Here is a 15,787-nt window from a genome sequence, read left to right as displayed (position 1 = left end):
TCGCAGTCGGGGGTTCGCGACCGGGGCGAATTCCGTTTTTTCGAAAGCGAGTTCGACGGGAGAGCGATCGCTGACGCGAACGAGACCGCCCGTCGAAAAAAGGTGCAATTGTGCTAGTCGTCCGAGGGAGCCGCACCAGCGGAGTCGCCCATCGAGACGCCCGTGCCGGGGCCGACGTCGATGCCGAGTTCGTCGAGTTTCTCGTCGGGGACGACGCCGTCGACCCAGTCGCGGACCTCGTAGTACTCGGCCTTGAGCTGGTCGAGTTCGGCGAGTTCGCCCTCGCTGGCGCCCTGGGCGGGGATGGCGTCCTCGTGGCCCTCGACGAAGCGGCCCGGCAGGTCGTCGTCCGCGCCGTCGAAGCCGACGAGGTTGTTGTAGTAGCGCTCGAGGTTGTAGATGCGCTCGCCGGCCGCCATGAGTTCCTCCTCGCTGACGTCCAGGCCGGTCATGCCGTTGTACTGGAGGACGTACTCCTCGATGCCCTCCGCGAAGGCGTTGAACTTGCAGATGTCGAACGAGTCGGAGATGGCGTGCATGTTCTGGAAGGTGGCGCAGAGCTCACCTTTCCCCTCGGGGTCGTAGGGATCGACCTTCTCCGGGATGCCGAGGATCTCGGCGGCGGGCGTGTACCCGCGCAGGTGGCAGGCGCCCCGGTTCGAGGTGGCGTAGCCGATGGCCATCCCCTTCATGCAGCGGGGGTCGTAGGCGGCCATGGTCTGGCCCTTGACGGCCAGGGAGTTGTCGTGGGCGTCGAACTCCTCGGCGAGGTGGTTCGGGCCCTCGGCGAGGTGGTCGGCGAACTCCGTCTCGCGGTGGCCGATCCGCTCGATGAGGTCGATCATCTCGTCGGAGTCGCCCCACTCGATGGAGTCGTCGAGGTCGAGTTTCCCCTCGTCGATCATCTCCATGGCCATGGCGATGGTGTTGCCGGTGTCGATGGTGTCCATCCCGAGGTCGTTGCAGATGTCGAGCATCACGGCGATCCGGTCGCGGTCGTCGTGGCCGGAGTTGGGGCCGAGCGCCCACGCCGACTCGTACTCGTAGGACTCCATCCGGACGTTCATCTCCTCGCCCTTGTGCATCGCCGTCACCTCGACTTCCTTCTTGCAGGCGACCGGGCAGGAGTGACAGGTCGGCTCGTCGACGAGGATGTTCTCCCGGACGTTCTCGCCGGAGACCTTCTCGGAGTCGATGATGCGCTCGCCGTCGCCCTCGGCGTCGGACATCGCCTTCGTCGAGGAGTACTGGCCGTTCTTGGTGGGAAGGCCGTCCATCTCCTCGGTGACGTTCATCAGGACGTTCGTGCCGTACATCGAGAGGCCGCCCTCGTTGGGCGCCGTGACCTCGGACTCCCGGATGACCTGCATGGCCTGTTTGTGGCCTTTCTTGAACGTCTCCGGGTCTTCCGGCTGTGGCATCTTCGTCGAGGACTTGACGACGACGGCCTTGAGATTCTTGTTGCCCATCACGCAGCCGGTGCCGCCCCGGCCCGACGCCCGGTCGTCCTCGTTGATGATGCAGGCGTACTTGATCTCGTTCTCGCCCGCCTGCCCGATGGCCATGATCGAGAGGTTCTTGCCGTAGGACCCCTCGACCTCCTCTTCGATCGTGTCGCGAGTCTCGTGGACGCCCGTCCCCCAGAGGTGGGAGGCGTCCCGGAGTTCTACTTCACCGTCCTCGACGACGGCGTAGACCGGGTCCGCAGCCCGGCCCTCGAACAGCAGGCCGTCGAAGCCGGCCCACTTCAGGCGGGCCCCCGACCAGCCACCGTGGTGGGAGTCGGTCACCTGACCGGCGATCGGCGACTTCGTACAGATCGCGATCCGGCCGCTCATGGTGGTCTGGGTACCCGTGAGCGGACCGTTCATGAATGCGAGCAGGTTCTCCTCCCCGAGGGGGTCGACCTCGGGGCCCTGATCGAAGACGTACTTGACGCCGAGGCCGCGCGCACCGATGTACTTCTGTGCGTCCTCGTCGTCGATGCCCTCGTACTGCACGTCCCCCGCACTCAGATCGACGCGTGCCACGTTGTCGTGGAAACCTCCGAGGTCTGTCATGAATTAACGTACCAACCTAGAGTACGGGCCGAAACGTGTTATTCGTTGTTCGGGGTTGGTAACCGAAATCAGTTACCCGGCCACGGCCGGTACGACACGGGCCAACGGACGACTGCGTTGGGTCTCGATGAGTAGACATAGGTGACTCCGGGTTCGCCCGACGGGTATGGGGTCGCTCCGCGTCCCGCTGCTGCCGAGCTGGGTGCGCTGGCTGGCGGTCGCGCTCGTCGCCGCGGTCGTCGTCTGGTCGTCGGTGACGCGACCGCCGACGGGCGGTCCCGGACCCGCGTTTCCCGGACCCATCGGCTTCGACAAGTACCTGCACATTGCGGCCTACCTGACACTGACCGGAGCGCTCGGCTACGCGCTCGTGGACGGTCGCGTCGAGCGAATCGCGGCCCTGGCCTTCGCCGTCGCGGTGTCCTTCGGCTTCGGCGTCGAACTCCTCCAGCTCGCGAGTCCGTACCGATCCTTCAGTTTCGGGGACGCCGTCGCCAACGCCGTCGGCGCGTCGGTCGTCGCCGCACTCTGGGGACCACTGACCGACCGCGTGCGATTCCGACCGCTCGATAAGTGGCGAGGGTCGCGGGCGGATCGGTGACGAGAGGATTTTACCCTTCGGACCGGTAGGGAGGGCAATGAGTCAGCCGAGCCCCGAAGTCTACGAGCAGGGGAAGGGGATGGACGCCCACAACCAGGCGATGCGGGAGATCCGCTCGCGCAAGGACGAGACCTACGACCCACGCGAGCCGACGCGCGTCTGGATCGACGAGGACAACACGCCCGACGGCGTCTACCAGTCGCTGACGATCATCCTCAACACCGGCGGGTGCCGGTGGGCCCGCGCCGGCGGCTGCACCATGTGCGGCTACGTCGCCGAATCCGTCGAGGGTGGCTCGGTCGCCCACGAGGACCTGATGGCCCAGATCGACGTCTGTCTGGAACACGAAGCGGAGAACGCCGACGACCCCTCCGGCCTCATCAAGATCTACACCTCCGGCTCCTTCCTCGACGAGCGCGAGGTCCCTGCAGAAACCCGGCAGGCCATCGCCGAGACCTTCGCGGACCGGGACCGCATCGTCGTCGAGTCCCTCCCCGACTTCGTCGAGCGCGAGAAGATCGAGGACTTCACCGACCAGGGCCTGGAGACCGACGTCGCGGTGGGGCTGGAGACCGCGACCGATCGGGTCCGCCGCGACTGCGTGAACAAGTACTTCGAGTTCGCGGAGTTCGAGCGCGCCGCCGCCGACGCGCAGGACGTCGGCGCGGGGATCAAGGCCTACCTCCTGATGAAGCCGCCCTTCCTCTCGGAACCGGAAGCGCTCGAGGACATGAAGCGCTCGGTGCGGAAGTGCGCCGCCGTCGACGGCTGTCACACCGTCTCGATGAACCCCACGAACGTCCAGCGCCACACGATGGTCGAGGACCTGTACCACGACGGGGGCTACCGACCGCCGTGGCTCTGGTCGGTCGCCGACGTGCTGGAGTCCACAGCTGAGGAGGACGTCATCGTCGTCTCCGACCCCGTCGGCCACGGCAGCGACCGCGGCGCCCACAACTGCGGGGAATGTGACGATCGGGTGCAGAAAGCGATCAAGGACTTCGACCTCCGGCAGGATCCCTCCGTGTTCGAGCAGGTCTCCTGTGAGTGCGAGCGCACCTGGGAGATCGTTCTCGATCGGGAAACCGGCTACAACCAGCCGCTCACGCGGTAGCTCAGATCCCGCCTTCGGGCTGCCCGCCGCCGGAGCCGCGACCGAACAGCCCGCTCACCTTCGCTTTCAGTTCGTCGTCGTCGTAGTGTCGCAACAGCGCCCAGGTGACGATCTGGACGGCGACGCCACCGGCGATCACGGCGGCGATCCAGGTCGGCGGGGTCGGCACCGAGAGGGCGGCGAGCGGGGCGACGATCGCGCTCGCATCCAGGCCGGCCCAGATCAGGACTGCCCCCCAGGCCGCGCTGACGAACACGACGACGACCTTCTGGAGCAAGACTGCGAGGACCGCGCCGATGACTGGCCCCGCGAGGATCACGGGATCCAGCAGGTTCGTCAGCGGGTCCATCGACGTCCCCGTGTAGGCGAGCGCCGCCCCGAAACCCGTGACCGCGCCGGGGACGACGAGCATGATGAGATAGATCTTGTTCGCGATCGCGAGGCCGACGAAGCCAAGCAGGAGGATCACCGCGATGGTCGGAATCGGGCCCAGACTCATCGTGCTGGCCGCGAAGAAACCGCCACCGCCGCCGAGCAGGAAGCCGAACAGTTTGAGTCCAGTGCGGTAGAAGAACACGCCACCGACGGTCAGGGCGATACCGACGAGCAGGAGGACGGCCGTCAGTACGAGGTTCGACACGAGTAGGTCACCTACCCGCGTGTCGGAGAGTCGAGGGATAAGGTTGCTGGCCGGGCGATCCGAACGGAGTGAGGATCGCCGAACGAGCGAGCGGCGAACGAAGTGAGCCGTGAGCAGCGGGAGGGCGACCATCGGGAGCCCTCCGAACGGGCGAGCGGGGAGTGCGAGGTCTTCGACCTCGACTCGAACGGGCGAAGCCCGTGAGAGTGCCGCGAGCCGGGCGGCCGACCGGAGGGAGGCCGTCGGATCGACACGATGGGGCTGGAGAACTACAGCGTGTCGTCGGGGTCGTGGGTCTCCCGCATCCGCTCGACTTCCGCTTCGTAGCGCTGTCGGGTCTCCTCGTCGTCGACGGTTCCCAGATTGGCCGCTTCCATCTCCAGGGAGACGGACGTGGCGCGTCCCGGCCCGGTGAAACTGGTGAGGGCGCGCTCCTTCCGGTAGTCGCGGCGGCCGTCCGGCGTCGCGTAGGTCAGGATGATCATGTTCTGCTCGTCGTCGCCGTAGGTGCGTTCGACCAGCCAGACGCGCTCCGTCTCGTCGGCCTCGTCGGCCTCGTCAGTCGTCGCCATAGCTACAGGTAGGGGTCGACGGAATTTGAGTCCCCGGGCCGATTCCGGAGCGGAGAGAACGAGCGACGGACTTGCAGCGGTCGAGTTCGCCTACTCCGCGAAGCCCTGCAGCACGCCCTGGCCGTCCGTGGGGCCGATGTCGGGCAGCGCGGCGCGTTCCGGGTGGGGCATCAGCACGGCCACGGAGTCGCGGGTGCCCAGCACGCCCGCGACGTTGCCCTTCGAGCCGTTGGGGTTGGCGTCGTCGGTGACGTTGCCGTCCGCGTCGCAGTAGCGAAAGAGGACGCGGTCCTCGCGTTCGAGTTCCGCGAGACGGTCGTCTTCGATCTCGAAGCGGCCCTCGCCGTGGGCGATCGGGAGTTCGATCACGTCGCCCTCCTCGTAGGCGGCGGTCCACGGGGTGTCGGCGTTCTCGACGCGCAGGTGGACGTGCTCGCACTGGAAGCGAGCGCTCCGGTTGGTCGTGAACGCGCCAGGAGTGAGACTCGACTCGGAGCCGATCTGGGCGCCGTTGCAGACGCCGAGGACCGGCGTTCCTTCCTCCGCGACTTCGCGGACCTCCTCGACGATCGGCGAGCGGGCGGCCATCGCGCCGGCGCGGAGGTAGTCGCCGTAGGAGAACCCGCCGGGGAAGACGACGCCGCTGGCGTCCGCGGGGAGGCCGTCCTCGTGCCAGACGAGTTCGGCGTCGACGCCGATCTCCGCGAGCGCCCGGACGGCGTCGCGGTCGCAGTTGGAGCCGCCGAACTGGATGACCGATACCGTCATGCGTCCCGTTCGTCGACCGCGACGGTGTAGTCGTGGATCGTCGGGTTGGCGAGCAGGCGCTCGGCCATCTCGTCGGCGCGCTCGGCGGCCGCGTCGGCGTCGGCCGCGTCGACGTCGATCTCGAACTGGTCGGCCGACCGGAGGTCCGCGAGGTCGAACCCGAGCCGTTCGAGCTGGCGCTGGGTCGTCTCGGCCTCGGGATCGAGCACCCCGCGTTTCAGCCGGACCGTCACGGTCGCGGTGTACGCTGTCATTGTCGGCAGTGGGGCGACCGCCGACGTAACGCTTGTTATCTCGGCCGGCACCGGGCCCCCGACCCTAATCAACTCCCACATCGTCGGTTTGTTTAAATGACCCTCGCCACTGGGGCGCCACGGTTAACCCCGAGAGACGTGTGGACACGTAGCACCCATGACGCAGATCAGGGACACCAGCCGCGACATGCGCATCGATCCGGACTCCTTCGCCGGGGGCTACTTCCGCAACGCCGTCTATCGACACTGGGACCCATACGAGGACATTCCCCAGGAACTGCTGGAACAGGACCGCGAGCGACTGCTCGAGTTCGACGGCGACGAGGAGGGCTTCGAGGCGCTACGGACGACACTCGCGCTCTTCGGCGCGGGCGAGGAAGCAGTGACGGAGGACCTGATGCCGCTGGGGATGGTCCTCGAGGACATCGACGACCAGATGTTCCTCTCGACGCAGATCTACGAGGAGGCAAAGCACACGCAGTTCTTCGATCGCTACTGGCGCGAGGTCATCAATCCGGTCGCCGAGGCCGAGGACGCCGAGGTCACCCAGCCGACCGACCAGCGCTACTTCCCCGAGGGCTACGTCGAACTGTTCGACCGGACCGAGGAAGCGATGGAGCGGCTGCTGACCGACGACACGCCCGAGAACCGCGCGAAGGCGTACTGTCACTACCACCTGACGGTCGAGTCGGTGCTGGCACAGACGGGCTACTACGGCATCTCCGCCCGGTTCAGCGAGGACGGCCCGGACGTCTACGACGACGGCGTCGACACGCCGGAACTGGAGGGGCTGGTCGAGGGAATCAACTACATCCGCAGCGACGAGGGCCGCCACGTCGGCTTCGGGATGCACAAGGTCCGTGGCCTGATCCACGAGCAGGGCGTCGACGAGGCGGTGGTGCAGGACACGCTGATGGACCTCCTGCCGTTCGTCTCCGAAGCGGTGGAGGCGACGCGGACCGAGGAAGTCGACCCGACGCCGCTCGTCGAGTACGCGACAGACAAGGTTCGGCGACGCATCGACGTCCTGACGACCGAGGACGCCGACCTGCCGCCGGTCGAGGAACTCGTGACGCTCGAAGAAGACCGCGGCGACGCGAGCGCGGACTAGTCGGTGCCGAAGCGTTGCCAGCCCTCCGGCTGATCGGATAGTCCCCGGACCCGGAGCTGGTATTCGTCGTCGGTCCGCCGGACGTCGACGCGCCCGTCGAACGTCTGGGCGACCGAACTCACCGTCTGCTCGTCTTGCGCCGTCGGATCGACGACCGCGACGCCGAGCCCCTCGGCCGAGCGGACCCGGCCGGTTATCGTGTGGAGGAAGCGGTAGACCGGTTGCAGTTCGTCGGCGTACATCAACAGGGTGGTGACGGAGAACAGGCCGATCCGCACCCGCTCGATCCCCTCCGCGTACAGTCCCTCGTACAGCGAGGAGAACTCGATCCCGATGCCAGTGAGATCTCCGGGCGATCGGACGGTGCGGACGTTCTCGTCTTCGGGCCCCTCGCTCGGCTCGATGCACTCGATGACGGCCATCCGCCGGCGGTCGAAGGTCCCGCCGACGTCGGCGTAGTCGTCGATCAGCGTCGCGGCCGGGTCGTCGGTGGACACGAGGATCAGCCCCTCTCCGGCCGCCTCGCCGGCCGCCGCCATCCGGAGCGCAACATCCCGGGTGCCGGCGAACGGCGGCCCCGCGACGAGCAGGTTGGTCCCCGGCGTCACGGGGTCGATCGGCAGGCCGTCGAACCGGTAGCCGCCCCTGGCGTCCTGGCTCATGATTCCGTCTCCGTGGCGGCCCGCAGCCGCAGCCTGATGTTCAGTTGTTCGGCCGCCTCGTCGGCCAGCAGCCGCAGATACTCGATCTCGTCGTCCGAGAACGGGCGCGGTTCGTCGTGGGTCAGACAGAAACTCCCGATGGCGGCACCGCTGGGGCTGCGCAGCGGGGCGCCGGCGTAGGCCCGGATCTCCAGTCGGTCCAGCGCGTCGTTGTGCTCGAAGCGCGGGTCCTCGTTCGTGTCCTCGACGACCATGACGTCGGGTTCGAGGATGGCGTGGGTGCACATCGTCTGCTCCCGTTCGAGCGGATCGAGGTCGGGGCCGTGGCAGGAGAGAAAGCGCTCCTCGTGATCGTCGACGACGCCGACGAACGCGCGGTAGACCTCGAAGTGGCGCCGCGCCAGGTCGGTCAGCCGGTCGAGCGTCTCCTGGGCTGCGCTGTCCTCGAGTTCGTACTGTTCGAGCGCGGCCAGCCGCGCGTCCTCGTCGTCGGGCAGCGGGTAGCCGACCTGGCTCCGCCGGGTGACGAGTTCGTCGATCAGTCGGCGCAACCTGTGGTGGGCGCGGTCCGTCCCGCTGGGGAGGTACTCCGCAACGAGGCCCTCGAAGGCCGTCGTGTCGACGTCGCTCGTCGGCACGTCGGTAAAGAGGATACAGGGCGTGTCCGGCCGCGTCTCGCGAACGGTGGCGAACAGCTCCAGCCCGTTCCCGTCCGGGAGGTCGTAGGCGGTGACGACGCAGTCGAGCGGGGTCGAGGCGACGACCTCCCTGGCCGATTCGAGGGTCGCCGCGCTCCGGACGTCCATCCCGGCCTCGGTGAGCGCGGCGGCAACCGCCGCGCGGTCGTCGTCGTCCCCGTCCGCGTACACCACCGTGACAGACATGCGATACTAACCGATCGTAACTGCCCCAGGTACAAATGCCTGTGGCAGGGGTCGGGACCTGATACGACGTGTCAACGCGATTGCAGGGACGGCGTGTCGAAAAACAACTTTTTTCGCCGGGCGTGGCAGAGGGCCACCATGACTGCAGTCGCCGCAGGCTCCAGCCGCTGGTGGTCACCGTGAAACGACACAAACTCACAGAGCTGACGGTCGTCGGCGAGGACGACACCGGACTCATCGCGAACGTCACCTCCCTGCTGTTCGAGCGGGGCATCAACATCGAGGACCTGGACCAGGCCGTCCGGGAGGGCGTCTTCCGGATGACGATGCACGTCGACACCTCCGAGATGGTTTGCACGGAGGAGAAACTCCGCGAGGACCTCGACGACCTCGGCGCGGAACTCGGCGTCGACGTGCAGGTCCGGTTCCCCGCCGAACGCGAGACCCAGGCGATGGCCGTGCTCGTCACCAAGGAGTCCCACTGCCTGGAGGCCATCTTCGAGTCCTGGGCCAACGGCGACCTCGGCGCGGACGTCAGCGTCGTCATCGGGAACCACCCGGACCTGCGGCCGCTGGCCGAGAAGTACGACGTCCCGTTCCACGACATCGGCGACGAGAAGGGCAACCCCGACGAGCAGCACCTGCTCGACCTGCTCTCCGAATACGACGTCGACCTCGTCGTGCTGGCCCGCTACATGCGCATCCTCAGCCCGGACGTGGTCTTTCGGTACGAGAACAGGATCATCAACGTCCACCCGTCGCTGCTGCCCGCCTTCCCCGGCGCGTCGGCGTACATGCAGGCCATCGAGGAGGGCGTCCGGATCGCCGGCGTCACCGCCCACTACGTGACGACCGACCTCGATCAGGGGCCGATCATCACCCAGCGGGCCTTCAACGTGCCCGACGACGCGGACGAGGAGGAACTGCAAAAGCTGGGCCAGCCGCTGGAGGCCGAGGCGCTCATCGAGGGGATCAAACTCCACCTCACCGACGCCGTCTCGGTCCACCGCGGCCGGACGAAGCTCCGGGACGATCTGGACGACGACGAGGTCCAGCTCGGGTCGCCGGAGGTGCTGGACGAGGCGAATCCGGACCGGCCGATCGACGGGCTCGGCGAGATTGTCGCGAATCAGGGGGCGGAGGGTAGCGAGGCCGACGATTGAACGTAGTGAAAGAGGAGGCCTCGTAGTGGAACGGCGAGCGCGGGGTCTACGACCCCGGACGTAGTCCGTGAGCCGCGCGAGCCGACCGAATAGATTCCTTCGAGGGCACGAGCCGAAACCGCACCCATTAATGCCCGACCATTTTCGGGTAGATTTATTAGAGGCAATCGTTAACTACAGGACCGATGGTATCGAACAAATTGACCGAGATCGGGGGTGTGGTGCTCATCGTCGCCGGGATCGTGACGGTGGGGTACCTGACGCAGAACGACCGGTTCGGGTTCATCGTGCCGATCCTGTTCGTGATGAACATGGGGATCGGGATCTCGGGCGCGGGGCTGCTAGCGCTGTCGAAGCCGAAGCTCGCACCGGTCGCGGGCGTCGTCGCGATCGGGCTGGCGCTGACGACCTTCTACGTCATCTGGAGCGCGCCGCTGTGGGCGATTCCGACCGTGGTGGGCGGCGTCCTCTGCATCATCGGGTCGATCTCAGCGCGGCTGTTCGAACCGCGGCCGTCGGCCCCTTAGAGGTCCCGGACGGTCTCGACGGCGTCTGCGAGCGAGGGCGCGTCGAACAGATCGCGGCCGACGTAGGCGTTCGTCCCGGCCGTGTAGAGGTCGCGGGCGGCGTCGATCACGTGGTCGGGGAGCGGCTCGGGGTCGCGCTCGCAGAGTGACTTCCAGTCGGCGACGTCTTCGGACTTCGCGCGGTCTTTGGCCGCCGAGACGGCCTCGACCCACTCGGACTGGGTGCGCTTGTGGTACTGGCGGATGACCTCCTTGGAGACCTCCTGGTCGTCGTAGGAGAAGCGGTTCTCGTCGAAGGTGCCGACGACGTCGGCCACCAGGACCTCGCCGTCGTGGTAGAACGTCTCGATCTTGCCGTCCTCGTGGACCAGGTCCACTTCGGCGGCGCGGTCGGTGACGACCTCGTTCACGGCGAGGGCGAGGTCCTCGAGGCGGTCGACGTCGACGTCACCGGCGATCCGGTCGGCCTCGCCCCGGTCGAGGTAGCGATCCGACTCCTCCAGTTTCGTCGAGAACTCGACGACGGGTTCGGGGAGGTCCACGACCTCTTCGGGCCACGCGTCGTAGCCGAGGTCGAAGTCCGCGGGGTCGGCCCGCGAGCGCAGGCTGGACCCGACGGGGACGGTGTTGCGGAAGACGATCTCGAGGGGGATCAGGTAGTTCTGGCCCGCGGACTCGAAGTAGGCGTCGTAGTCGTACTCCCGGCCGTCGTGGGGCAGGTCCGGGACCTGCGTGAGGTCGATGGCCATCTCGCGCGGCGGATGGGCGACTTCGTCGAGCGGGACCGGCTCGCCGCTCCCGCCGACGACGCCCTCGTAGTGGGTGGCGATCCCGGCGTCTTCGAGCAACTCGAAGTTGTACGCGCCCATGGCACAGAGGCTGGCGCCCTTGTTCGGGATGGCGTCGGGCATCTTCCCCCAGTCGAACACCGAGTAGTCGTCGGTGAACACGAACGCACCCCGGCCCAGATCCGTCGGCGTCGCCGCCCGCTCGACGCGGAACTCCTTGACGCTCGTCATTGTCTGGTGGTCCCCGCCGCGTCACTAAGGGGTTACTATCCGACCGCCCGACGCCGGATTCGGCCGCCCGGCCGCGGTTCCAGGCGTTCGGACGTGGAATCACATTCGAAAATCCGGGGCGAACCTACAAGGCGGGGTGTCGGCGATAGTCGAGGCGACGGATGCTGACGAATGCGTTGTGGGGGAGCAGGTACCTGTTCGCGACGGTGTTGCTCGCGACCTTCGCGTACGTGTACTGGACGAGCCGGAACGTCCGTGGAGTCGAGTACCTGCTCGCCGCGGCGATTCTTGGGAGCGTCCAGTCGCTCGTCTACCTGTGCTCGCTCGCCGCACCGACCCTCGCGACGAAGGTCATCTTCTGGAAACTGTCCGCGATCCTCTCCGCAGGGGTCGTCTTCCTGTGGTACCTCTTCGCCGTCGCCTGGACCGGGCGGTCGCGGCTGGCCCGCCCGTCGGCGCTCGCGCTGGCCGGGGCGCCGCTGGCGGCCAGCGCGGCGTTGCAGGCGACCAACGCGTCTCCCTCGTTGCCGGGCCTGCACTGGCTGAACTGGACGTCGGTCACGGTCGCGACCCCTGACGCGCTGCTCTCGCCGCTCGTCTTTACGAACGGTCCGGCCGCGCTCGCCCAGGACGTCTACTCGCTCGGACTGGTTCTGGGGACCGTCGCGCTGCTCGCCTCGTTCGCGCTCCGGTCGGACCAGCGGCTCTATCGGTGGCGCAACGCGATGGTCGTGCTCGGCGGCGTGACGGCGACGGTCTTCGCCGTGGGGTTCACCCTTCTCGGGCTCCCCTACGAACCGCATCCGCTGGTGTACGTGCTGGCACAGGGGTTCGTCGCGCTCGGCGTCGTTCGCTTCGGCGACTACGACGTGGTCTCCCTGCCGGAGAACAGCCTCATCGAGGCCATCGACGGGGCCGTACTGGTCTACAGCGTCGACGGGACCGTCATCGAGATGAACGAGGCGGCCAAACTCGTGCTGGACCTGACCGACGAGGCGGTCGGCCGCGGCGTCGTCGGCGTGGTCGAGCTCTCGGAGTTGCTCCCGGGCGTCCGCGGCGGTGCGGACGGCGACACGGCCGCGTCCCCGGCGGCCATCGCCGACCTGCTGGACGGGCACGAGTTCACCACGACCGTCAACGGCGTCTCGCACACCTTCCGCGTCCGGGTGTCGCGACTCGAGGACGGCGGCGACCACCTCGGCTGGACGGTGCTGTGCTACGACGTGACCGACCTCCGGCAGAAACAGCGAGAGCTCGACCTGCTCAAGCAGGTGCTCTCCCGGGTCCTCAGACACAACGTCCGCAACGACCTCTCGGTCGTCAAGGCCAACGCGAGGCTGCTGGCGGAGAACACGTCCGGACTCGACGCCGAGCGCCTCCAGACGATCCTGGACAAGAGCGACAACCTGCTGGACGCGAGCGAGAAGGCCCGCACCGTCGAGAAGCTCCTCTCCGGCGAGCGCACCCGCGGCGAGTTCGACGTCACCGAGATGGCCGCCGACGCCGTCGAGAGCGTCCGACGGGAGTTCCCTGGCGTCGACTTCGAGACCGACTTGCCAGACGCCTGTCCCGTCCACGCCCACTGGGCGCTCGCCCACGCCGTCGAGAACGTGGTCGAGAACGCGGCGATGCACAACGACGCGCCCGATCCGACGGTCGCCGTGACTGCCGAGTGCGACGGCGAGAGCGCCGTCCTCCGGGTCGCAGACAACGGCCCCGGCATCCCCTACAAGGAACTGGAGGTGCTCGACCGCCGCGAGGAGACCCAGCTCGAACACGGCAGCAGCGTCGGCCTCTGGCTCGTCGACTGGATCGTCGACCTCTCGGGCGGCGACGTCACGTTCGAGAACACAGACCGCGGCTGTACGGTGACCGTCGAACTGGACGCGGCGGTTAGCGAGCCCGACGCCGAGGAGGAGGCGACCGATCTGAACCTCGGAATCGGCGCCGACGACGACTGATCCGGACCTGGCGACCCGGTCAGAGCGGCGTCCCGCCGCGCTCGCCGTCGCTCCCGCCGGCCGAGGCCGCGGACCCCATCAGGTCGGCGACCACGCCCTCGTAGTCGTAGCCCGGGACCACACCCTCGACGTAGGTGCCCTCGACGTACTCGGCGAAGGCCTTCGCCAGGTCTGGGACCCGGTCGGCGTTCCCGAAGGTGAAAGCGAACTCGGCGACCGCCTCGCCGTCGACTTCGGTGAGCGTCAGGTCGTCCAGTTCCACGTCGGTCCGGGTGACCGTCGGGGCGTCTTCGAGGCGCCGCTCGAATGTGTCGAACCAGCCGGCCTCGACGGCGTCGCCGACCTCGCCGTCGACGGCCGACGAGAGCATCGGCGCACGGACGACGAGGGTGTAGGCGAGCGCCCAGTCGTCGGTTTCGTCGGCGGTCACGACGGCGTCGAAGGCGACGGTCGTCAGTTCGTACCCGTCGTCCGCCTGCTCGAAGGCGTCGTGGGCGTCGAAGGCCCGCGCGGCGCGTTCCGGGACTGCGTCGTCGGTCATTGACGGCACCAACGGGCGAGGTCCTGAAAAGCCCGTCGCGCTAGAACGGCGGGTCGCGGCTGGGGTCGCAGGGTCCGACCCGCTCGTATATGGCGGTGTACTGGTTGGTCGCGAGTTCCTGCTCGTCGGAGTACTGGTCGGTCTGCGGTCGGAGTCCGAGCGGCAGGATCTCGACGAGCGACCCCGGCGTCGGGCGGTCCGGCGCGTACTTCCCGGGCTGAGGTCCGAACGCGGCCACCATCACGTACCCGTACTCGCCCTCGATGACCCTCCTGAGGTACTCGCGCTGCGCGTCTGTGGTCCCGTAATGTTCACCGGTCTTGAACACCAGTCGATCGCGATAGGTCAGCTGGATGTACCGCGGGCAGTCCTCGGCTTCGGTCCCGCCGGCGAACTCGTAGCGGATCCGCTGCTCGTGGGGGACCACCGCGTCCTGGAGGTCGCCGCGGTAGACCTCCATCGTCTCCTCGTCGTCCACGTGCGTGTCGATCCAGTCGTTGGCCTGGTCCCGGGGCATAAAGGCGTAGCCGACGTCACCCGCGACGGCGTAGGTGCCGGTCGTCACGAGGAGGACGGCTAGCAGCGGAGTCGCGACGCGCGGCCGGGACGCACGGAGCGACGCGAAGCCACGCGCGACGAGCAGGGCCAGCAGCGGGAACGTCGGCAGCAGGTGGTGGACCCGAAAGTCCTGCCACTGCGAGAAGACGACCAGATAGGTCACGAGCAGGGCAAGGACGAACGCGAGCCCTTCGCGCTCTCGTGCCTCCGTCCGACTTCGCAGTGCTGCGACGCCCGCCAGTACGCCACCCACGGCGGCGACGAACAGCGGCAGTGAGAGCGCGCTGAAGTACCCGCGGAGGAACCACCACCAGATCGGCGCGGGCGGGCCGGTCGCCGAACTGGCCCGCCCGATCGAGTCGCCGAAGACCCGCTCGACGAACGGTTCCGGACCGGCGACGAGGAACGTCGGGAAGCCGAGCACGACGGTCACCAGCCCCAGTAGGGCGCCCGTCGCGACCAGCCGCGGCCGTAGCAGTGCGTCGCGCCAGTCCGTTCCCGCCCGGCTCGCGGCTTCGTCGCTCGCACATTCGGCGGGCTCTCGATGGTCGCCCGCCCGGCGAGACCGGAGCAGGTGCGCAAGCCCCACGAGGAGCACGACGGGTGCCGCGGTGAGCTTGAACGCGATGGCGACGCCACCGGCGACGCTCGCCCCGTAAAACCGACCCCCATCGCCGGTCTGGACGTACCGCAACGCAAGGTACAGCGTCAGCAGGACGAAAAACAGCGCCGGCATGTCCTCGCCGCCCTCGTGGGCGATGGTGAGGAAGCCGAAAGTCAGCGTCAGCAGGACGGCCGAGAGCCGGCCCGTCCAGCGGTCCCGCATCGCCGTCCCGAACCGGTAGGTCAGATACACCGACCCGACGGCGAAGGCCACGTTCGCCAACCGCACGACGGTCAGACTCGACACCCAGATCCACTCCGGCACCGCCTGCCAGGCCGGGTAGTAGCCGAAGACGTCCGCGGGGAAGCCCAGCCCCGTGATCGCCCCGAGGTCCCCGAGGACTGCCGCGGCGATCACGACCGGCAGCAGACAGAGCCCGAACAGGTAGAAGGTCGCCCCGAAGGGGACCCGACCCCAGGCGACGCCCTCCCGCAGCGACTCGAATCCGGGATCCGCCAGGACCCGGCCGTACGCGACCAGCGGATCGAGCAGTCGCTCTTTCTCGTCCCGCGTCGCGAAGTTGGGGATCCGGTGCCAGAACCAGAACCCGGCCAGCAGGAGCGCGCCGAGCAGGATGTACGGGAGGTACGGATCCGCGCGCAGGTCGTCCCGGACCCGCCCCGCCACCCGCCCGACGAGTTGTCTCGGTGATACCACGGCCTCGCCTCCGACCACTCGATACGCCGGC

At 67.9% G+C, this 15,787-nt stretch carries 16 protein-coding genes; 6 read left to right on the top strand and 10 right to left on the bottom strand.

Annotated elements, in window-relative coordinates; all coding sequences use genetic code 11:
- Nucleotides 1–113: 113 nt before the first annotated feature.
- Entirely contained in the window at nt 114–2,060 is a 1,947-nt protein-coding gene (locus U5918_RS14655; protein WP_336002224.1) for an aldehyde ferredoxin oxidoreductase family protein, read from the bottom strand.
- 166 nt (nt 2,061–2,226) lie between these two features.
- Here U5918_RS14655 and U5918_RS14650 point away from each other — a divergent pair, with 166 nt between their 5' ends.
- Both U5918_RS14650 and U5918_RS14645 read left to right on the top strand, forming a co-directional pair.
- Entirely contained in the window at nt 2,227–2,661 is a 435-nt protein-coding gene (locus U5918_RS14650; protein ID WP_336002223.1) for a VanZ family protein, read from the top strand.
- 37 nt (nt 2,662–2,698) lie between these two features.
- The gene (locus U5918_RS14645; RefSeq protein ID WP_336002222.1) at nt 2,699–3,775 is read left to right on the top strand and encodes an archaeosine biosynthesis radical SAM protein RaSEA; all 1,077 of its coding nucleotides are present in this window, start codon (nt 2,699–2,701) and stop codon (nt 3,773–3,775) included.
- A 1-nt stretch (nt 3,776) separates the two neighbouring features.
- Here the strand turns inward: U5918_RS14645 and U5918_RS14640 are convergent, their stop codons facing one another.
- From U5918_RS14640 to purS, 4 genes are all read right to left on the bottom strand, one after another.
- A complete protein-coding gene (locus U5918_RS14640; RefSeq protein WP_336002220.1) occupies nt 3,777–4,415 on the bottom strand; it encodes a hypothetical protein in 639 nt (212 codons plus the stop codon).
- Nucleotides 4,416–4,684: 269 nt separating this feature from the next.
- On the bottom strand, nt 4,685–4,987 hold the full coding sequence (locus U5918_RS14635) for a DUF7967 family protein (RefSeq protein WP_336002218.1): 303 nt from the start codon (nt 4,985–4,987) through the stop codon (nt 4,685–4,687).
- A 90-nt stretch (nt 4,988–5,077) separates the two neighbouring features.
- Entirely contained in the window at nt 5,078–5,755 is a 678-nt protein-coding gene (gene purQ, locus U5918_RS14630) for a phosphoribosylformylglycinamidine synthase I (RefSeq protein ID WP_336002217.1), read from the bottom strand.
- Nucleotides 5,752–6,009: a phosphoribosylformylglycinamidine synthase subunit PurS gene (gene purS / locus U5918_RS14625; protein ID WP_336002215.1), complete on the bottom strand. Its 258-nt coding sequence runs from the start codon at nt 6,007–6,009 to the stop codon at nt 5,752–5,754. Before purS ends, purQ begins: the two co-directional genes overlap by 4 nt.
- Before the next feature lie 157 nt (nt 6,010–6,166).
- Between purS and U5918_RS14620 the strand changes: the two genes are divergently transcribed.
- Nucleotides 6,167–7,120 carry a ferritin family protein gene (locus tag U5918_RS14620; protein WP_336002214.1) on the top strand — a complete coding sequence of 318 codons (954 nt, stop codon included), beginning with the start codon at nt 6,167–6,169 and terminating at the stop codon, nt 7,118–7,120.
- Here the strand turns inward: U5918_RS14620 and U5918_RS14615 are convergent.
- Entirely contained in the window at nt 7,117–7,782 is a 666-nt protein-coding gene (locus U5918_RS14615) for a DUF7504 family protein (RefSeq protein WP_336002213.1), read from the bottom strand. The genes U5918_RS14620 and U5918_RS14615 overlap by 4 nt on opposite strands.
- Nucleotides 7,779–8,666 carry a GAF domain-containing protein gene (locus U5918_RS14610; RefSeq protein ID WP_336002211.1) on the bottom strand — a complete coding sequence of 296 codons (888 nt, stop codon included), beginning with the start codon at nt 8,664–8,666 and terminating at the stop codon, nt 7,779–7,781. The genes U5918_RS14615 and U5918_RS14610 overlap by 4 nt, the downstream gene beginning before the upstream one ends.
- A 179-nt stretch (nt 8,667–8,845) precedes the next feature.
- Between U5918_RS14610 and U5918_RS14605 the strand changes: the two genes are divergently transcribed.
- Nucleotides 8,846–9,829 carry a formyltetrahydrofolate deformylase gene (locus tag U5918_RS14605; RefSeq protein WP_336002209.1) on the top strand — a complete coding sequence of 328 codons (984 nt, stop codon included), beginning with the start codon at nt 8,846–8,848 and terminating at the stop codon, nt 9,827–9,829.
- Nucleotides 9,830–10,014: 185 nt separating this feature from the next.
- Nucleotides 10,015–10,356 carry a hypothetical protein gene (locus U5918_RS14600; RefSeq protein WP_336002208.1) on the top strand — a complete coding sequence of 114 codons (342 nt, stop codon included), beginning with the start codon at nt 10,015–10,017 and terminating at the stop codon, nt 10,354–10,356.
- Here the strand turns inward: U5918_RS14600 and U5918_RS14595 are convergent.
- Nucleotides 10,353–11,375, bottom strand: a complete 1,023-nt coding sequence (locus U5918_RS14595; RefSeq protein WP_336002206.1) for a phosphoribosylaminoimidazolesuccinocarboxamide synthase — start codon at nt 11,373–11,375, stop codon at nt 10,353–10,355. The two genes, U5918_RS14600 and U5918_RS14595, sit on opposite strands and share 4 nt — an antisense overlap.
- Nucleotides 11,376–11,536: 161 nt before the next feature.
- On the opposite strand from U5918_RS14595, the gene U5918_RS14590 reads away from it, so the two are divergent.
- Nucleotides 11,537–13,336: a sensor histidine kinase gene (locus U5918_RS14590; protein WP_336002204.1), complete on the top strand. Its 1,800-nt coding sequence runs from the start codon at nt 11,537–11,539 to the stop codon at nt 13,334–13,336.
- Nucleotides 13,337–13,355: 19 nt separating this feature from the next.
- Here the strand turns inward: U5918_RS14590 and U5918_RS14585 are convergent, their stop codons facing one another.
- Entirely contained in the window at nt 13,356–13,877 is a 522-nt protein-coding gene (locus tag U5918_RS14585; protein ID WP_336002202.1) for a DUF5813 family protein, read from the bottom strand.
- Between the two features lie 40 nt (nt 13,878–13,917).
- Nucleotides 13,918–15,756, bottom strand: coding sequence for an ArnT family glycosyltransferase (locus U5918_RS14580; RefSeq protein ID WP_336002201.1), 1,839 nt, complete (start codon nt 15,754–15,756; stop codon nt 13,918–13,920).
- Nucleotides 15,757–15,787: the final 31 nt, after the last annotated feature.

Source organism: Halorientalis sp. LT38 (assembly GCF_037031225.1).
In the GTDB taxonomy this organism is placed as follows: Archaea; Halobacteriota; Halobacteria; order Halobacteriales; family Haloarculaceae; genus Halorientalis; species Halorientalis halophila.
This window is presented reverse-complemented; position numbering and strand designations above follow the sequence as displayed.